Origin of the sequence: Pseudomonas sp. MNR3A (assembly GCF_009650575.1) — a bacterium.
In the GTDB taxonomy this organism is placed as follows: Bacteria; Pseudomonadota; Gammaproteobacteria; order Pseudomonadales; family Pseudomonadaceae; genus Aquipseudomonas; species Aquipseudomonas machongensis.
The window spans coordinates 57,783-75,674 of the sequence record NZ_VZZS01000006.1; the positions used below are offsets into that span (position 1 = coordinate 57,783).

At 61.6% G+C, this 17,892-nt stretch carries 13 protein-coding genes; 7 read left to right on the top strand and 6 right to left on the bottom strand.

The features are described 5' to 3' along the window. Positions 1–217 precede the first annotated feature (217 nt). Entirely contained in the window at positions 218–2,770 is a 2,553-nt protein-coding gene (gene nirB, locus F6X62_RS04570) for a nitrite reductase large subunit NirB (RefSeq protein ID WP_153772822.1), read from the top strand. Then, positions 2,770–3,132, top strand: a complete 363-nt coding sequence (nirD, locus tag F6X62_RS04575; protein ID WP_153772823.1) for a nitrite reductase small subunit NirD — start codon at positions 2,770–2,772, stop codon at positions 3,130–3,132. Before nirB ends, nirD begins: the two co-directional genes overlap by 1 nt. 561 nt (positions 3,133–3,693) lie before the next feature. Here nirD and F6X62_RS04580 read toward each other — a convergent pair. The 4 genes from F6X62_RS04580 to F6X62_RS04595 form a co-directional block, all read right to left on the bottom strand. Continuing rightward, positions 3,694–4,191 (bottom strand): Imm42 family immunity protein, encoded by a 498-nt coding sequence (locus F6X62_RS04580; protein ID WP_178117520.1) that lies wholly within the window; start codon positions 4,189–4,191, stop codon positions 3,694–3,696. A 518-nt stretch (positions 4,192–4,709) separates the two neighbouring features. Continuing rightward, entirely contained in the window at positions 4,710–5,372 is a 663-nt protein-coding gene (locus F6X62_RS04585) for a hypothetical protein (protein ID WP_153772825.1), read from the bottom strand. Further along, positions 5,369–9,910, bottom strand: a complete 4,542-nt coding sequence (locus F6X62_RS04590; protein WP_153772826.1) for an RHS repeat-associated core domain-containing protein — start codon at positions 9,908–9,910, stop codon at positions 5,369–5,371. The genes F6X62_RS04585 and F6X62_RS04590 overlap by 4 nt, the downstream gene beginning before the upstream one ends. 28 nt (positions 9,911–9,938) lie before the next feature. Beyond that, positions 9,939–10,364, bottom strand: coding sequence for a DcrB-related protein (locus tag F6X62_RS04595; protein ID WP_178117521.1), 426 nt, complete (start codon positions 10,362–10,364; stop codon positions 9,939–9,941). Between the two features lie 149 nt (positions 10,365–10,513). Here F6X62_RS04595 and pcaQ point away from each other — a divergent pair, with 149 nt between their 5' ends. The 5 genes from pcaQ to F6X62_RS04620 all read left to right on the top strand — a co-directional run bounded on the left by pcaQ (position 10,514) and on the right by F6X62_RS04620 (position 13,880). Beyond that, complete coding sequence (gene pcaQ, locus F6X62_RS04600; RefSeq protein WP_125931795.1) at positions 10,514–11,446, top strand: pca operon transcription factor PcaQ; 933 nt, start codon at positions 10,514–10,516, stop codon at positions 11,444–11,446. Between the two features lie 144 nt (positions 11,447–11,590). Beyond that, positions 11,591–12,325: an FKBP-type peptidyl-prolyl cis-trans isomerase gene (locus F6X62_RS04605; RefSeq protein ID WP_054890905.1), complete on the top strand. Its 735-nt coding sequence runs from the start codon at positions 11,591–11,593 to the stop codon at positions 12,323–12,325. 291 nt (positions 12,326–12,616) lie between these two features. Continuing rightward, positions 12,617–13,057 (top strand): YkvA family protein, encoded by a 441-nt coding sequence (locus F6X62_RS04610; RefSeq protein WP_063545813.1) that lies wholly within the window; start codon positions 12,617–12,619, stop codon positions 13,055–13,057. Between the two features lie 89 nt (positions 13,058–13,146). Continuing rightward, the gene (locus F6X62_RS04615; protein WP_153772828.1) at positions 13,147–13,506 is read left to right on the top strand and encodes a helix-turn-helix transcriptional regulator; all 360 of its coding nucleotides are present in this window, start codon (positions 13,147–13,149) and stop codon (positions 13,504–13,506) included. Continuing rightward, positions 13,503–13,880 (top strand): hypothetical protein, encoded by a 378-nt coding sequence (locus tag F6X62_RS04620; protein ID WP_054890902.1) that lies wholly within the window; start codon positions 13,503–13,505, stop codon positions 13,878–13,880. Before F6X62_RS04615 ends, F6X62_RS04620 begins: the two co-directional genes overlap by 4 nt. A gap of 2 nt (positions 13,881–13,882) precedes the next feature. Here the strand turns inward: F6X62_RS04620 and F6X62_RS04625 are convergent, their stop codons facing one another. Further along, positions 13,883–15,637, bottom strand: coding sequence for a bifunctional diguanylate cyclase/phosphodiesterase (locus F6X62_RS04625; protein ID WP_153772829.1), 1,755 nt, complete (start codon positions 15,635–15,637; stop codon positions 13,883–13,885). A 120-nt stretch (positions 15,638–15,757) separates the two neighbouring features. Then, a complete protein-coding gene (locus F6X62_RS04630) occupies positions 15,758–17,839 on the bottom strand; it encodes a carboxy terminal-processing peptidase (RefSeq protein ID WP_172964815.1) in 2,082 nt (693 codons plus the stop codon). Positions 17,840–17,892: the final 53 nt, after the last annotated feature.

The window sequence follows — 17,892 nt, forward strand, 5'->3', positions numbered from 1 at the left end:
GTTGGCGTGGGCTTGTCCCGCGATAGTGCCAGCACCGATTGCACCTTGGCACGCTCCCTGCTTTTAACGATTTACAACACAGCTCCACTGATCAACGGCGATCAACAGGGGCCTCACACTGATGAGTACAGGCAAAGGCGCCTGGAGCTTCGGCTCCAGGCGCCTTTTTTTGTCTTTGCGTCGGGCAAGCCCCGCACACCGTGATCGAGGATCGGCTATGAAGGCAACAGCGAACGGCGGACAACGAGAGCGACTGGTCATTGTCGGCAACGGCATGGTCGGTCATCACCTGGTCGAGCAACTGATCGAGCGCGGCGCCCTGGCGCGCTTCGAGCTGCGCGTTTTCGGCGAGGAGCGCCAGCGCGCCTACGACCGTGTGCACCTGTCGGAATACTTCGCCGGCAGCAGCGCCGAGGCACTGGCGATGTGCGAGCCCGAATTCTACGGTCAGCACGGCGTGCATCTGCACTTGCACGAAGCGGTGCTGGAGATCGACCGCACGCTGGGCGAAGTGGTCACTGCCCAGGGCCGCTACGGTTACGACCGACTGATCCTCGCCACCGGCTCCTACCCGTTCGTACCGCCGATCGAAGGCTCCACCGGTACCGCCTGCCTGGTCTACCGCACCCTCGACGATCTTGACGACATCCGCGCCTCGGCTGCCGGGGCGCGGCGTGGCGTGGTGGTCGGTGGCGGGTTGCTGGGCCTTGAGGCGGCCAATGCGCTCAAGTCGCTGGGGCTGGAGGCTCATGTCGTGGAGTTCGCGCCACGGCTGATGCCGGTGCAGCTCGATCATGAAGGGGGCGCAGCCTTGCGTGCGCAGATCGAAGCGTTGGGGGTCGGCGTGCATCTGTCTCGCGCCACCCAGTCGATCGACCCGGGCGAAGAGTATCGCCACCGCATGAATTTCGATGGTGGTGAGTACCTGGAAACCGACCTGATCGTGTTCTCTGCCGGTATCCGTCCGCGTGACGCCCTGGGGCGTGCCTGCGAGCTGGAGATCGCGCCGCGCGGCGGTGTGGTCATCGACGGCAACTGTCGTTCCAGCGATCCAAGGATCTTTGCCATCGGCGAGTGCGCGTCGTGGAACGGCAGCGTGTTCGGCCTGGTTGCTCCAGGCTACAGCATGGCCCGCAACCTTGCTGCGCTGCTGGTCGGCGAGGCCAGTGCCGAGTTCACCGGTGCCGACATGTCGACCAAGCTCAAGCTGCTGGGGGTCGATGTCGGCTCCATCGGTGACGCCCACGGCGCCACTCCAGGCGCGCGCAGCTACCGCTATATCGACGAGGCCAACGCCAGCTACCGCCGCCTGGTGGTCGACGCCAGCGGCAAGCGGGTGATCGGCGCGGTACTGGTCGGCGACAACAGCTATTACGACACCCTGCTGCAGTACGTACAGAACGGCATCGCCCTGCCGCAGGATCCGGCGGCGCTGATCCTGCCGCAGAGTGGCGGCGCGCCCACGCTCGGTGCCGATGCCCTGCCCGACAGCGCGACCATCTGCTCCTGCCACAACGTCAGCAAGGGTGCGATCTGCGCGGCCATCGACAGTGGCTGCGCGGACCTGGCGGCGGTCAAGGGCTGCACCAAGGCGGCCAGCGGCTGTGGTGGTTGTGCGGGGCTGCTCAAGCAGGTGTTCGAGCACGAACTGACCGCGCGCGGTGTGACCGTCGACAAGAGCCTGTGCGAGCACTTTGCCTACACCCGCCAGGAGCTGTATGCGCTGGTGCGGGTCGAGGGAATTCGTACCTTCAACGAGCTGCTTGAGCGCCACGGCAAGGGGCATGTCGGTTGCGACATCTGCAAGCCGACCGTGGGCTCGATCCTCGCCTCGTGCTGGAACCAGCCGATCATGGACCCTTCGCTGGTACCGCTGCAGGACACCAACGACACCTTCATGGCCAATATGCAGAAGAACGGCACCTACTCGGTGGTGCCGCGCATCCCGGGTGGTGAAATCACCCCCGACAAGCTGATCGTGATCGGCCAGGTAGCGAAGAAATACGATCTCTATACCAAGATCACCGGCGGCCAGCGCATAGACCTGTTCGGCGCGCAGTTGCACGAATTGCCGCTGATCTGGGGCGAGCTGATCGAGGCGGGCTTCGAGACCGGCCATGCCTACGGCAAGTCGACCCGCACGGTGAAGTCGTGCGTGGGCAGCACCTGGTGCCGCTACGGCGTGCAGGACAGCGTCGCCATGGCCCTGCGCATCGAGGACCGCTACAAGGGCCTGCGCTCGCCGCACAAGCTCAAGTTCGCGGTGTCCGGCTGCACCCGTGAATGCGCCGAGGCGCAGAGCAAGGATATCGGTGTGATCGCCACCGACAAGGGTTGGAACCTGTACGTTTGTGGCAACGGTGGCATGCGCCCGCGCCATGCCGAACTGTTCGCCACCGATCTGGACGACGACACCCTGATCCGCCTGATCGACCGCGTGCTGATGTTCTACATCCGCACCGCCGACAAACTGCAGCGCACCTCGGTGTGGCGCGAGAGCCTCGAAGGCGGGCTGGACTATCTCAAGGCGGTGATCCTTGACGATAGCCTGGGCCTTGCCGACGAGCTGGAAGCGCAGATGCAGCATGTGGTCGACCGCTACGAATGCGAATGGGCCAACGCCTTGAAAGACCCGGAGAAGCTCAAGCGCTTCCGCACCTTCGTCAACGACCAGCGCCCCGACCCGGATGTGCATTTCGTGCGTGAGCGCGAACAGCGTCGACCGGCTACGCCGCTGGAGTTGATCCCTACTGTCGAGGAGCTCGTTTGATGAACCTGTCCAATGCTGTCGTTGCACCACAGGATATCTGGCAGTCGGTGTGCCGGGTCGATGATCTGATTGCCGATTCGGGTGTGGTGGTCTGGTTCGAGGGCGAGCAGGTGGCGCTGTTCTACCTGCCTGGGCAGGAGCAGACACTGTACGCCGTGGACAACCGCGACCCGCGTTCAGGCGCCAATGTTATCGGGCGGGGATTGATTGGCAGCCTGCAAGGCGAGCTGGTGGTGGCGGCGCCGTTGTACAAGCAGCATTTCAGCTTGCGTGATGGACGTTGCCTGGAGGATGCGGGGCAGCGGTTGCGGGTGTGGCCGGTGAGGATGGAACGGGGGCAGGTCGAGATTCGCTGTTTCTAGCAGGTATGGCTCCTGCCCGGCCTGTGCAGTACCTGTGGGAGCGGGCTTGCCCGCGAACACCGGCAAAGCCGGTGCCATCTACCGCGGTGTTTGCTTCGCGGGTGAATCCGCTCCCACAGGTACCGCGTAGACCTCGGGTCTGGCTCACTTTTGCAGGTCCTCGGATAAACGTGGCTCCACGGCTTTCAACTACCGCTGCGCGCACATTTGGCTTGAGGGTCACTCGCGGGAGCGTTGGTTTCAACGGGTGTTCTGAATCATAAGTCCTGCCACCTCACTCTTAGCGAATTGATATTGATGGTGAGTGTTCGCCTAAGTGATCCGGACATGATGTCGCATGAGATCTCGTCCTCGTCAATCGAAAGGCAATGCAGCCCGCTGGCGTAATTGAACGCCAGAAGCCTATCGTCAAGATACAGCGATGTCGAAACAGTACCGTCCAGTGAGTAGACCAACTCCAATCGGAGGGGCCCTGTGCCGAGCTTGCAACTCCATTGTGCATACTCTGGATCGAAATCTGCGACGAGCCCGAGCACCTCGAGCAATGTGGTTTCGAAAGAACTAATCATGGTTTTTGGGCGGGCTGAAAAAATTTATCACATCGTTCAGTGTGTTTTTTACGTATCCAGGAGGTAGGAAAATTTCTCGCACCACGTCATCGTCATGAGCTCTCCAAATGACCCGGTCCGTTGTTTCAAGCATGAGCAGAATCACCACATCGCCATCAAGGCATGGCGTCAGGTTCAGTGACAGGAACAGAGCACCAATTTTGCGAGAATCAATCCAGTTTTGAGCGTGCTCGTACCCTTGCTCGATCTGGGAAAGCACGGCCGATTTGTCCAGATTTCTTAGGGAGTCAGCGTAATCGAGATCATAATCTGCGAGTTTGGCGTTGACCATGTTCAAGAAGGTGTCGATCTGCGTGATTTCTTCGTTGGCCCCGATGAGATGGTTGTCTAAAAAAAGGTTCACGGCCATCCAACCTGACTTGAAGCTTGGTGCGCAGGTCGAGCAACAGACTGAAAACAACTCTTTTTTCCCCGCATTATAGTAGCTCATGCTACCGGCCTTTTTTCGCATCGATGAGTGGACAGAACAGAGTGCGAACCATCGCCACGATTCAAATTCCTTTTGATGGCAGAGCCGACCTGACGATGTGCATTTCGATGGCGTGCTCATCGTCGCTCAGCGATATGATGAAATCCGGATCAGTAAGGCCAATTGAGCGTCGTAGCTTTTGTCGAGTCTGAATAAACTTCCTAGGAATGCACCAAAATCGTACCCGTAAAAATTTAGGCCTATTCTGTTTTCGAAGAATATCCAGCATTCAAATTCTTTGTATATGTTCGAGGCATCAGTTATGGCCGATATGACTTCATTTGCTTTCGTTGGGTGAGGCAGTAAGCGTCCATCTGCCTTCTCAGCGACAGCGTGCATGTAATTAAACGTTTCTCTATGCCAAGAGAAATCGTCTGGTCGCAGGTGTTTGAGTTTACAGGACTGAATCCCAAGAAGGTGTGAAGCATATTTTTGTGCTCTGAGAGTTAGTAGTTTGTTGCTAAGTGTCTTATCCATTTTTATGTGTGGGTGTTCTTGGGTGTTTGCGGATTGTTGTTGTCTTTGTTTAGTGGGTCAAACTTTTGCGTTTTTATTCTTTTTAGCATGTCGTATTTCTTAGGGTGCTCGCGCTCAAAGGTGTTCACGGCGCATTCGTCAAGTTTTTCTTCTTCGTATGCCCAAGAGATTAAATATTCCTGCAGGTGCCTGCTCAGGTTCAAATGTGCGGGCGTGAGGTTTGAAAGTGATAAGCTATTGGGCTCGGCCTGTCTTATCAGGTGGCGTGCACTGAGTTTGGCAATCATCTCAGTATCGGTGTCTGAGATTTTTGCTAGAGCACTCATGTCTTTATACTGCGCGAAATCAGAGATTCGTGAGAGTGCTACAAGTTCATTCGAAATCCATTGACTGATCAGCGTGGCGCGCAATGGTTTTTGTGCTATCGATTTCAATAATGTAATTAGAGTTTCAGATGAGTCGATAAGAAAAACAAGTGTGTGATTGATGAAGTAGTTTGCGCAGGCGTTGACTTCGGTGCCCGCCGGTCGGTTGGCTTGAGCCGAAAGTGCAAAGGTCAGGATTTCTGAGAAGAATTGCTTATCGTACCAGAGGTTGTTGACAGCTTTGTGCTCACGGTACAGTGATAGGAGTGTTTCCTGAACATCTCTACTGGTATTTTTCACAATGAACACCCTCCTTTAATGCCTCTGGCGCCTGGCTTGAATGGCCGTCCACCTACAATTCCACCGCCTACCTTACGAATATAATTAGCGATGCGCTTTTCTGCCTTTCGTAATTTGCTGATGACCGAACGATCCTTGAGCAGTCCTGCTGCCTTTTTATTTACTTTACCGTCTAGCACAGTGCCGTCAGCTTTAACTTTCCCCACCGACTTACCCCCTTCTTCAATGTGGAAGTGGATAGGGTCGGCGTGCTCTCGACCTAAGTCATCATAGTAATGCACGATGCTAGTATTTCCGTCCGAAGCAAGCACCCGTCCTGGTAGGGTCGGGCTAGTGCTGAGACCTAGAGGATCGATCCAGGCAAAAGAATTTGCAGCATATCGGTACAGGTTGTAATCCGATAGCAACCCAATCGGATCCTGCTGCGTAAACCGCCCCACCTCCGGATCATAGAACCTGAACGTGTTGTAGTGCAGCCCCGTCTCCCGGTCCAGGTACTGTCCCTGGAACCTCAGGTTCTGCTGACGGTTCTGCCCGGCATGGTGCCATTCTTCCCGACACTTGCCCCAGGTCTCGAACTCACCTTGCCACACGGTCATGCCGTTTTCATCGGTGAGCTGCTCGGGCAGCCCGGCGAGGTTGGTGTGGAAGTAGTGCAGCAGTTCGGCGCCGGGTGCGCCGTCGAGGCGGGCGAGGGGTTCGTAGCTGTCGCTGTCGGCATAGACGTAAAGGCTGGGCTTGTCGTCCTGGATTTCCTGCAACAGGCGCAGACCCTGCCAGAGGAAAAGGGCCTGGCTGACAGGGGTAGGGTGATCGTTACGGTACAGGCGCTTGGCGATCCTGCGCCCCAGCGGGTCGTAGTCGAATTCCACCCGCTCGTGCACCGGCCCTCGCTGCTGGTGCACGCGCACCAGACGGTGCTCGGCGTCGTATTCGAAGCACTGGATCAGGTGCGCGCCAGTGCGTTTTTCGCTGAGGCGGCCGAAGCGGTCGTAGCGGTAGCGCTTGTCCTGGTAGACCTTGAGGCGGTTGTGCCGTACGTAGCCCTTGATCGGGTAACCGTCGAGCAGGTTGCCGGCCTTGTCGTAGCCGTAGTGCTCGACCTGTTGGCCATTGCGATGAGGCAGTGTGCGGCTGGCGCCATGGATGCGTTCTGTGGGGCCATAGTCGTAGCGAACCTGACCGCGCTGGACATTGCCGCTGGCGTCGGTGCCGAACAGGCGACCGATGATCTGGGCGTGCGTGGGCGGCTCGCCGTCGCGGGCTCGCTGACACTGGATGAAGTCCTCGCCGATCAGGTTGTCACTGTCGTCATAACGATACTGCTTGCTCAGCAGGGCCAGGCTGCCGGGGCCTGCGCCCTGTACATGCAGGGCTTTTTCCAGCAGGCGCCCGGTGCTGTCGTAGCGGGTCCGGGTCTGGATCCGGCCTTGTGTGCGCAGGACTTCGGCATGCAGCTCGTCGCGCTCGAAATCGCAGATCACCCGGCCGTCGAGGTTGAGCTGATGCAAGTGGCCGCTGCCGTAGTACAGATGGTTGAGGCGTCGGCCATCAGGCAGGGTCAGGGTCTGCAGGTTGCCCAGTTCGTCATGTTCGTAGGCAAGCCGGCCCGCTTCACCGGTTTCACTCAGCAGTTGCCCGAGGGCGTCATGACTGAAGGCGAGCCGTTTTGGCTCTCCCTGCAGGTTGGTGAAGGTGATCGCCAGCAGGTTGTCGGCGAGGTCATATTCGTAGTCGGTGACGCCGTCGTCGGTGCGCTTGCGCAACAGGCGCCCGGCGTCGTCGTACTCGAAGTATTGCGACTGTATCGACGCTTCGGGTTCCGGCGGGCTGCCGGGGAACGTCGGCTCGGCGTCGCGGGCCGGGTGCAGCTTCGCCTCGATGACATTGCCCGCTGCATCGTAGCGATAGCTGTGACCGCCGCCATCGAGGTTGTGCTGGGCGGCCAGGCGGTCCAGGGCATCCCAGTGGAAGGCGTAGTGCTCGCCGTTTTCGTTTTGCAGACGCTGCAGGCGGTCGTGCGCATCCCAGGCGAAGCGAAGGGTGAGCCCCATGGCGTCGGTGCGTTGGCTGAGACGCCCACGCTCGTCGTAGTGCCATCGGGTGAGCTGCTGCCCAGGGTCGATGTGCTGGGTCAACTGCCCCGACAGGTTTACCTGGTAGCGGTCGACGCGCCCGTCGGCGCGGATGCTTTCCAGCAGGTGGCCACGGGCGTCGAAACGATAGCGGGTGCGGTTGTTGCGGCCGTTGAAGACTTCGCTCAGGTGACCGCGCTCGTCATAGCGCCAGAGGGTGGTGCGGTTGGAGCAGTCGCTGTAGCGAATCAGTTGCCCTCGGGCGTTCCATTCCAGCTGGCGGGTCTTGCCCTGTGCGTCGGTGACCTGTTCCACCCGGCCTTGTCGATCGTGACGGTAGCGCGTGGTGCGCCCCAGCGGATCGGTGGTACTGATCAGGTTGCCGCGGGTGTCGTAGGCGTTGCGATAGGTGTGGCCTGCGCCATCGCTGATGTGCGTGGGCAGCGCCCAGTGCTCGGTGTAGGTGGTGCGCTCGCAACGCCCTAGCGGGTCGTGGCTTTCGATCAGGCGCCCGAGTGCATCGTAGTGGTATCGCCACTCGGCACCTTGCGGGTCGATGCTCGCCAGCAACTGGCCCTGGACGACCTCTTCCTGCCAGCGCTGGCCCAGTGCATCTACATACACCAATACCTCGTGCAACGGGCCCCACTCGAAATGTTCCTTGCGACCGAGGCTGTCGGTGACCTCGGTATGACCCAGCGCCAGGTCGTAGTGGAAGTGGTAGTCCTCGCCGTCTTCGCTCCAGTGACGGATCACCCGCCACTCATGGTCTGGCTGCGGCTCGAGCAGCGGCGGCAGGTTCGGTGTCGGACGAGGGACGGCGGCGAAGCGCTGCCACTGGTAATGGAAGGTCGCACCGCTGGCCAGGGTGTGACTGGCCATCAGGCCTTCAGGGGTATAGCTGAAGCGTCGCAGCACCTGGCCGCCCGGCTCGTGTACTTCGCTCAGTTGACCGGCAGGGGTGTAAGTGTAGGTGGCGAGGGTTTCACGGCGTTCGACCACAAAGTCGTTGCCCTCGCGCAGGAACAGACGTTGCACCTGGCCGACGCGGCGAGCATACACGCTGTCGTAGAGCAGTTCGACCACCGTGCGGCCAAAGGTGTCGACCAGGTACTGCAGGCGGCCGTCGTTGTCGTAGAGCAGGTCAAGGCGGTTGAGGTTGCGATCCCCCAGTTGCACCAGGCGTGAACGACTCGGGTCGTGCGGGTCGGTGCGCAGCACCTGGTACTGGCCGCTGTAGATGTCCTCGACCACGGTGATGCCGGCATCCTGATGGAAGAACGCCAGGCCGTCGAGGCTGCTGACCAGTGCGCTGCCTGGCTGCAGGCGTCCCAGTTCGATACGCGTGCCTTCCTCGTCGACATAGATCCACAGCTCGCCCCCTTCAGGGTGGGGGACACGCTCGATGCACACTTCATAAGGCAGGCTCCAGCCCAGGCCGAACACGCCGTCGCCGCGCGTGTCGTTGCTGTCGTAGCGCCGGGCCCACTCGATCGGCAGCAGGCCGGGGAGGGCGAAATCCAGGTCGTCAGGGCCATCGAGCAGCTTGGCACCGCTGGAGACGATCACCGGATGGCCCTTGCACTTGGGAATCATCGACTTTGGCTTGGGTGCCTTGCCCGGGCGTGAGCGGGCCTTGCCACCCCGGCGCGAGAGGAGCATGCCGGCGACGATGCCGATGATCTTCGCCAGCGCGCTCTTGCCGTCGCGGATATCGCGCACGGTCAGGGTGCCGCCGCCGATGCGCACATTGGGTGAGAAGGTCATGCCCACAGGGCCGTCGCAGGTGGTCTTGTCGCCGACCCGAACTGCGGGCTGGCCGTTGATGAAGACCTTGTCCGAACCCTGGGCGAGGAAGTTTTTGGCCGGGTGCTTGCTGCAGGTGACGGTATCCTCGCCCCTCTCCTGGGTGCCGGGATCGGCGGGTGTAGTGATCGGCGGGTTGAAGATGCTTGCGATGTCCTGAGCCAGGCCGATGATCGGGAGCATCATCGAGGCGCCCAGCATGGCGTAGGCACCGACGTTTTCCAGGATGGAGGGTGGCTCGGGGGTGTCGGGCGAGGCCTCGACGCCCAGGCTGATGCCGGCAGCACGGGCAGCGGGCACGCCATTGATATGGACGTTGGCGGAGCCGGTCAGGATGGCGCCATAGGGCTCGGGCGGGAACAACGAGTTGCCGACCCAGTCACTGAAGTCGGAAATGTGTTCGCCGATGCTCTTGTCGCCGCCGCCGGGCAGCGAACTGGCCGCGCCTACCAGCAGGCCGGCGGCCACCGGCACCAGTGCAGCCGCCGCCCCGCCGGTGCCGATGGTGGCGGCGACGGCGGCGCCCAAGGCCGCACCCACTGCGGCCGTGGCGGCCGCATAGACCACCGCCTCGGTCAGCGCGCTGGTGAGCTCGGCCATCAACGGTGGGTGCAGTATCAGGTCGTCCTTGCGGGCGGCGTGGAGGTCCTGCGCCATGAATCCGGGCTTCCTTGCTGGAGGGGTGTCAGCGTGTCTGCAGGCTCGCCTTGATGGCTTGCCAGTGCATGAGGTCGTTTTCCGTCAGCGGTGTCTCCTTGCTATAGCTCAGCACCATAAGACGCTGTGCCTGCACATGGGGATAGGCCAGTTGACGCTGGTGCGAGCGAATTTCGCCACGCTGGAACTGCAGGCCGACTTCCAGGCCCTGGATGACTTGCGCCATGCCGCAAGTCGTGGCTTGAGGCTCGGTGATGTGTGCATCGAGGCGACTGCGCAGTTGTTCGAGCTGCTGGCGGTAGACGATGTCGAAGGACTGGTCTGCGGGGAGCGGGCTGCGGGCGATCACCAAGGTGGTGCCGCGCTCGGGGAACGTCAGCATGTTCATGCTGCTGTCCTGCGGCAGCTCTGCGCCCAGGTCTAGTGATAGGTCCTGGGTTTGGTAGCGCGACATCGGTTGGCTCCTTGCCGGGGAAAGCTGCACCCTACAAATCCAGGGGCTTGAGGGCAAGCTGCGCATTGTCAGAATGGGATCGAGTCGTTGTAGGAAAGGGTATTCATAGACGATTTGCAGCTCTCATGCACACCGTTACACTGCCGTGCATGAACCTCGATACCCGCATCAAGTACCGCCATCTGCTGTGCTTCCTGGAGATCGCCCGTCAGGGCAGTCTGGCCAGGGCGGCCGATGTCCTGGCGATCAGCCAGCCGGCCATTTCCAAGACGCTCAAGGAGCTTGAGGACTTGCTCGAGACGCGCCTGTTCGAGCGCACCCGACAAGGCGTAGAACTGACCTCGGCGGGTACCCGCTTCATGCGTTACGCCGGACCCAGCGTGCAGGCGTTGCGCGAAGGCGTCAGCACGGTGCGCGGCGAGGCGCGGGCGCCGTCGCAGGTGCGCATCGGCGTGCTGTCGACGGTCGAGGGATTGTTGATGCCGGAGGTACTGTGTCGCCTGCACCAGCGTCATGAAGCGTTGATGATCAGCGTGGCTACGGGGGTCAGTGCCCAATTGCTGGGGCAACTGCGCCTGGGCGAGCTGGAACTGGTCGTCGGGCGGATGACCGACAGCCCGCAGATCCAGGGCCTGTCGTTCGAGCACCTGTACAGTGAGTCCATGAGCCTGGTGGTGCGTCCCGGCCATCCGTTGCTCGCGCGTCATCCCCTGGACCGAGCGCGGGTTGGCGATTACGCACTGGTGCTGCCGCCAGCAGGCACCACCATTCGCCAGCACGCCGATAGCCTGTTCGTGCAGTGCGGTATCCAGATGCCGGGGCAACGCCTGGAAACCCTGTCCCTGGCCTTGAGCCGGCGCTACCTGCTGGGCAGTGATGCGGTGTGGGTGGCACCGCGGGACGCCGTGCTGATCGACCTGCAGCGTGGTGAGCTGGTCGAGCTCGACCTGGGTGTACGCGAACCGGGAGGCTCGGTGGGTATCTGCCGCAACGCGGCCCTGCCGCAGGGGCTGGCCGCCCAATGGCTGTGCGAGGTATTGCGGGAAGTGGCGGGCGAATACCGGGCCGGCAGCTACCCTTGATTTTCACGGTGGGATGAACATCCCTTCATACAGGAACTTCCTGCCACAAACCCGCTCCTATGCCGGTAGCCATTGGTCATGGCCGCCTGATAAGCTCGCGGCTTTACCCTGATTGCCCTCATGGCGCATGAACAAGGAAATAGCATGAAACAGCATCGTTTGGCGGCTGCGGTTGCCCTGGTAGGCCTGGTCCTGGCTGGCTGCGACGCTCAGACCAGCAGCGTCGAGCTGAAGACCCCAGCACAGAAGGCCTCCTACGGTATCGGCCTCAACATGGGCAAGAGCCTGGCGCAAGAAGGCATGGATGACCTGGACTCCAAAGCGGTGGCCCTGGGCATCGAGGATGCGGTCGGCAAGAAAGAAGCCCGCCTGAAGGACGAAGAGCTGGTTGAAGCCTTCACCGCCCTGCAGAAACGCGCCGAGGAGCGTCTGGCCAAGGCCAGCGAGGAAGCGGCCGCCAAGGGCAAGAAGTTCCTTGAGGACAACGCCAAGAAGCCGGGCGTGGTCACTACCGCCTCGGGTCTGCAGTATGAAGTCGTGAAGAAGGCCGACGGCCCGCAGCCCAAGCCGACCGATGTGGTTACCGTCCACTATGAAGGCAAGCTGATCGATGGCAAGGTCTTCGACAGCTCCATCGAGCGCGGCAACCCGATCGACCTGCCGGTCAGCGGCGTGATCCCAGGTTGGGTCGAAGGCCTGCAACTGATGCACGTCGGCGAGAAGTACAAGCTGTACATCCCGGCCGAGCTGGCTTACGGCGCCCAGAGCCCGAGCCCGCTGATCCCGGCGAACTCGGTACTGGTCTTCGACCTCGAGCTGCTGGCCATCAAGGACCCGAGCAAGCTGGACGCCGAGCCTGCCGAAGCGCCGGCCAAGTAATCTGGCAACTGCGATACCTGACGCCCCGTTTCGACGGGGCGTTTTCATTTGGGCCGCACGCTTGACGCGAACGACACGGGTGTCTCACTGTCTGAGCATGAGGTACCTTGACGCGTACCCAACCGCACGCCTGACGCAAATCGTTTGCCTGTCTGAAACGGTTGTGTAAAAAACGCCCGATCTGAGCGGGACCCTTGCCCCGTGGGCGCCTAGCGCCTGAAAACGCTGCCCTGTTCACAAGGTTATCCACAATAAATGTGGATAACCTTCCTGGCTGATGCTGGAGACACCATGAGCGCACCCTGGAATTTTGCCCGTTTCCTGCCGCTGGCCGAGCGCCTGCTCAGCCGTGGCCGCCTGCCGGCGCTGCTGTTCGCCGTGGCCCGCAAGGGCCCCAAGCTGGGCCAGTTGCGTGACGACCTGCGCCTGATGCAAGGCCTGTGTCTGGCCTGGTGGCGTGGCGAGTACCGTGCTGTAAGCCCCAAGGCGCTGGTGACCATCGTCGCTGGCCTGCTGTATTTCGTCAGCCCCCTGGATGCCATTCCGGACTGGATCGTCGGTGTCGGCTTTCTCGATGACATCGCCGTGCTGGGCTGGGTGCTGAAGACCGTCGGCGACGAGCTGGCGCGCTTCAAGGCCTGGCGCGACAGCCAGTCGCCCGAGCGCCTGCGTGTGGTCGAGCGTCTGCCGGACAGCCCGGAAGCGTTGCGCCTGGAACGTCCTCACCCTTGATTTTGGCCTGACCTGCACAGACTCCTGCACTTGGTCATATAATTGGCATAAGCATTATGCCGACGGATTACATGCAGTGAGGGGGGTGTATGGGTATTCAGGTCATCAGTCGGGACGGTCAGCCCGAGTATGCAGTTGTTCCCTGGGCCCAGTACCAGGCGCTGCTCGCGGCAGCCGGGCAGGCGCCAGCCAATATCGAGGAACCTCAGGCTGCGGTCACTGAAGGCCGTGGCGAAGTCATCGAGCAAAGCGCCAGCTTGCCCGCCCTGGGGGAGCTGGCGCAGTTGCGTCAGGCCAAGGGCCTGGCCCCCGAGCAACTGGCCCGCAGCGTCGGCATCAGCCCCTCGTACCTGGCCATGATCGAGTCGGGCGAGCGTGTGCCTGATGCGGCGATCCAGCGCAGCCTGGCGTGGCACTTGGGAATCGCCGGCTGGAGCGATCCATCATGAGCCAGGTCAGGATCAGTCGTCAGCAATGGCAGCGCCTGCTGGACGAGCTCGACCTGGCCCGCCGTCAACGCCATCTGCTCACCTACAGGGCGCTGCTTGAGCGCCTGGAGTTGCCCACCCCCGCCATGCAAACCCTCACCGCCGCCCTGGAGTACCTGGCGCTGCTCGACGCGCGCGCCGAGCAGCCGCTGCGCAGTTCGCTGGTGATCAGCCAGGGGGCCAGCCGCCTGCCGCGTACCGGCTTCTTCGAGTGTGTCGAGCGCCTGGGGCGGTTTTCCGGGCCGGTCGATGGCATGGAGGCGGCGTCGTGGCATGCGTCCGAAGTGGTGCGGGTGTTCGAGTTCGCTTACCCCGAAGAAGTGACGGCAGGGTAGGGTTACAACACCGCGGTATCGATCAGGCTCAGACTGGGCCCGGTTGTATCCTTGGCCTGGCGCTTTGCCTGTGAGGCGAGATCGGCCAACTGCGCCGCATCAAGGCTGGCACAGCATTCCGGTCGCAGCAAAACCACGCCGATCGACAGCGACAGCAAGGGGAAGGTCTCCCGCTGCCCTTGGCGGTTGTGGGCGATGAAGCACCCGGCCTCCAGGTGCTCGCTGCGATAGAAACGTCGACATTCGCGTAGAAAATTATCGATCAGCTGGTGCAGCCGCTCGCGCCAATCGAGCGACCCCAAGACCAGCATGAAATCATCACCGCCGATATGCCCGACGAAGTCGCGGCGCGGATCGACGCTGTCGTTCAGGCACTGGGCCAGGCACAGCAACACCTCGTCGCCGCGGGCATAGCCATAGATATCGTTGAAAGGTTTGAAGCTGTCGATGTCGACGTAGCACACCGCCGCCGCACGCTGTTGCTCCAGCAGGCGGGTCAGGCACTGGCGGATCGGCACGTTGCCCGGCAGCAGGGTCAGGGGGTTGGCGTAGCGGGCCTGCTGGATCTTCTGCTCGGTGATCAACTTGAGCACATCGATCACCCGCCCCAGGCCCTGGTAGCGACCACCGTGGGTGATGATGAAATCTTCCTCGATGCGCTGTCGTGCGCGGCTGGTGAGCAGGCGGCTGACCTGCTGCAGTGACTGGCTGCGCTCGACTGCGAGGAAGTCTTCGTTCATCAGTCGGCTGATCGGCTTGCGGGCGAACAGGTCGGTGCCGAACGGCTGGAGCAGAACGTCGGACAGCGAATGCCGATGGACGATACCGCAGGGGTGGCCCTGGGCATCGAGCACGGCCAGGGAGTTGAGATTGGCCTGGCGGCGAAACGCTTCCAGCACCTGCTGGGTCGGGGTGTCCAGCGCAACCGCAGGCTGCTCGATCAGCAGTGCAGCGAGGTCGCTTCCTTCCTCGTTGATCATCAGTGCGCTGCCGTGCGCCGGGGGCAGCAGATTCAGGCCCTCGCGCGGGGGGAATTCCTGAGGGCGGCCGAGCAGGTAGCCTTGCAACAGGTCGACGCCCATGTCGGCCAGTACGGTCAGCTCTTCGCCCAGCTCGATGCCCTCGGCAATCACCTGGGCCTTCGAGGCGCGGGCGATCTGCAGGATGGAACCAACGAATTCGCGTTTGAGCGGATCCTGATGGATGCCGTCGATGAAGTGTCGGTCGATCTTCACGTAGTTCGGACGCAGCTCCGACCACAGACGCAAGCTCGAGTAACCGGCACCCAGGTCGTCCAGCGCGATGGAAAAGCCCATGTCCCGATAGTGATGCAAGGCGTTGGACAGCAACTGGAAGTCGTCGGTGGGGGTTTGCTCGGTCAGCTCGATCACCACACGGCTGGGTTGCAGACCGACCTGCTCGAGCATCTTCAGGGTACGCCCGGAAGGGTAGTGTGGCTCCAGCAGCGACTCGGGCGAGACATTGAGGAACAGCTTGCCTTCGAGCCCCAGCTCGCTGAAGCGTCGGCATGCGTTCTCCCGGCACAGCACTTCCAGCTCGCTCAGGCGCCCCGCCTGGCGGGCGATGGCGAACAGGTTCAGGGGCGAATGCAGAGGGCTGTTGGACGGTCCGCGGCTGAGCGCCTCATAGCCGAGGATGCGCCGCTCGGAAAGGCAGATGATCGGTTGGAACAGGCTGTGAATGTTGCGTTGAGCCAGGATGGCGCTCAAGGCACTGAGCTGTTCGGTGACGGTCATGGACTGCTTCCTGAAAATGAAAAGGCCGGACGTTTTGGCGTCCGGCCCTTCTATTTCACGACAGTGCGATGACTGTTTGATGACAGGTCACATTAAACTGCCATCACCTGATCGAGTCGCTTATTTCTTAGCCACCTGCGAGCTCAGGCGCAGGTAGTCGAGCAGGATGCGACCGGTTTCGGCCAGGTAGGCATCATCTTCTGGCTTGGCGTCGTCCTTCTCCTCCGGCAGAGCGTCTTCGTCGACCTTCTTCAGTTCCTTGAGCGGCTCTTCGCCCTTGGCCTTGCGTCGGGTGTTCTCCAGCGCCAGTTGCTTGGCCTCGATTTCGTCGTGGCGGGTACGGCGATCCTGCTCGTTGAGGCTGACGGTCTTCTCGTTCATCAGGCGCTGGGTCAGCGCCAGGCGGTCGCGGATGTAGGTGAACTCGGCATCCTTGACGCTACGGGCTTCATGCTGCGCCTTGAGCTGGGCCAGGAATGGCTTGAACGGATCGGCTGCCGGTTTGACCACCGGGCGGATGGTGTCCCATGGCATGGCTTCGGGCAGGGCGCTCTCGCCGATTTCCTTGGTGTCGATGATCGACGGGTAGTCGATGTCCGGCAGTACGCCCTGGTGCTGGGTGCTCTGGCCGGAGACACGGTAGAACTTGGCCAGGGTGAGTTTCAGCTCGCCATGGTTGAGCGGCTGGATGGTCTGCACGGTGCCCTTGCCGAAGGTCTGGCCACCGATGATCAGCGCGCGGTGGTAGTCCTGCATGGCGCCGGCGAAGATCTCCGAAGCCGAGGCCGAGAGGCGGTTGACCAGCAGTGCCAGCGGGCCCTTGTAGAAGGCGCCGGGGTTCTCGTCCTCGAGTACGTCGACGCGGCCGTCGCTGTTGCGTACCAGCACGGTCGGGCCTTTCTCGATGAACAGGCTGGTCAGTTCGGTGGCTTCCTGCAGCGAGCCGCCGCCGTTGTTGCGCAGGTCGATGACCACGCCGTCGACCTTCTCCTTCTGCAGTTCGGTGAGCAGTTTCTTCACGTCGCGCGTGGTGCTCTTGTAGTCCGGATCGCCAGCACGGTAGGCCTTGAAGTCGAGGTAGAAGGCCGGGATCTCGATGATGCCAAGCTTGTAGTCGCGACCGTCCTGCTTGAGCTTGAGCACCGATTTCTTCGCTGCCTGCTCCTCGAGCTTGACCGCCTCGCGGGTGATCGAAACGATCTTGGTGGTCTGGTCGTTCGGTGCGTTGCTGGCCGGGATGATTTCAAGACGCACCACCGAGCCTTTCGGGCCACGGATCAGCTTGACCACTTCGTCCAGGCGCCAGCCGACTACGTCGACCATTTCCTTGTTGCCCTGGGCAACACCGATGATCTTGTCGGCAGGGGCGACCTGCTTGGTCTTGGCGGCAGGGCCGGCCGGTACCAGGCGCACGATCTTGACCTGGTCGTTGTCGCTCTGCAGCACCGCGCCGATGCCTTCGAGCGACAGGCTCATGTTGATGTCGAAGTTTTCGGCGTTGTCTGGCGACAGGTAGTTGGTGTGCGGATCGTAGGACTGGGCGAAGGTGTTGATGTAGGCCTGGAAGATGTCTTCGGCACGGGTCTGGTCCAGGCGCGCCAACTGGTTCTTGTAGCGCTTGGTCAGCGTTTCCTGGATCTGCTTGGGATCCTTGCCGGCCAGTTTCTGGCGCAGCACTTCATCTTTGACGCGCTTGCGCCACAGGTCGTCGAGCTCGGCCTCGTTCTTCAGCCACGGAGCGTCCTTGCGGTCGACCAGCAGGTCTTCCTTGACGGTGAAGTCGATCTTGTCGACGCCCTTGTTCAGTTCGGCCAGGGCGAAGTCCAGGCGCGATTTCACGCGGTCCAGGTAGCGCTTGTAGATGGTGAAGCCAGGGTCGAGGTTGCCGCTCTTGAGGAAGTCGTCGAACTGCGTCTTCCACTTGTCGAATTCGGCGATGTCACTGGCCATGAAATAGCTGCGTGATGGATCGAGCAGTTTGATGTAGCTGTCATAGATGATGACCGAGCGGGCATCGTCCAGCGGAGGCTTGCTGTAGTGATGGCGCTTGAGCAGCTCCACCACGTTGAGGCTGGCGACGATCTCGTCGCGGTCCGGCTGCAGGCTGTCCCATTTGTTGGCGGCGGCCGCATTGCCACCGAGCGTGAGGCTGCCGAGGCCGACCATGAGGGCGAGGGCGGTGCTGGGGAGGAAATGCTTCATGCTGATTCGACGTGGGGGCAATTGATCACGCATAGTAGGCCGTCTTTTCCGTA

Bases quoted from the DNA above. Each gene is read 5' to 3' on its own strand.
- nirB (WP_153772822.1), top strand. From the start codon at position 218: ATGAAGGCAACAGCGAACGGCGGACAACGAGAGCGACTGGTCATTGTC.
- nirD (WP_153772823.1), top strand. From the start codon at position 2,770: ATGAACCTGTCCAATGCTGTCGTTGCACCACAGGATATCTGGCAGTCG.
- F6X62_RS04580 (WP_178117520.1), bottom strand. From the start codon at position 4,191: ATGAGCTACTATAATGCGGGGAAAAAAGAGTTGTTTTCAGTCTGTTGC.
- F6X62_RS04590 (WP_153772826.1), bottom strand. From the start codon at position 9,910: ATGGCGCAGGACCTCCACGCCGCCCGCAAGGACGACCTGATACTGCAC.
- F6X62_RS04595 (WP_178117521.1), bottom strand. From the start codon at position 10,364: ATGTCGCGCTACCAAACCCAGGACCTATCACTAGACCTGGGCGCAGAG.
- pcaQ (WP_125931795.1), top strand. From the start codon at position 10,514: ATGAACCTCGATACCCGCATCAAGTACCGCCATCTGCTGTGCTTCCTG.
- F6X62_RS04605 (WP_054890905.1), top strand. From the start codon at position 11,591: ATGAAACAGCATCGTTTGGCGGCTGCGGTTGCCCTGGTAGGCCTGGTC.
- F6X62_RS04610 (WP_063545813.1), top strand. From the start codon at position 12,617: ATGAGCGCACCCTGGAATTTTGCCCGTTTCCTGCCGCTGGCCGAGCGC.
- F6X62_RS04615 (WP_153772828.1), top strand. From the start codon at position 13,147: ATGGGTATTCAGGTCATCAGTCGGGACGGTCAGCCCGAGTATGCAGTT.
- F6X62_RS04620 (WP_054890902.1), top strand. From the start codon at position 13,503: ATGAGCCAGGTCAGGATCAGTCGTCAGCAATGGCAGCGCCTGCTGGAC.
- F6X62_RS04625 (WP_153772829.1), bottom strand. From the start codon at position 15,637: ATGACCGTCACCGAACAGCTCAGTGCCTTGAGCGCCATCCTGGCTCAA.
- F6X62_RS04630 (WP_172964815.1), bottom strand. From the start codon at position 17,839: ATGAAGCATTTCCTCCCCAGCACCGCCCTCGCCCTCATGGTCGGCCTC.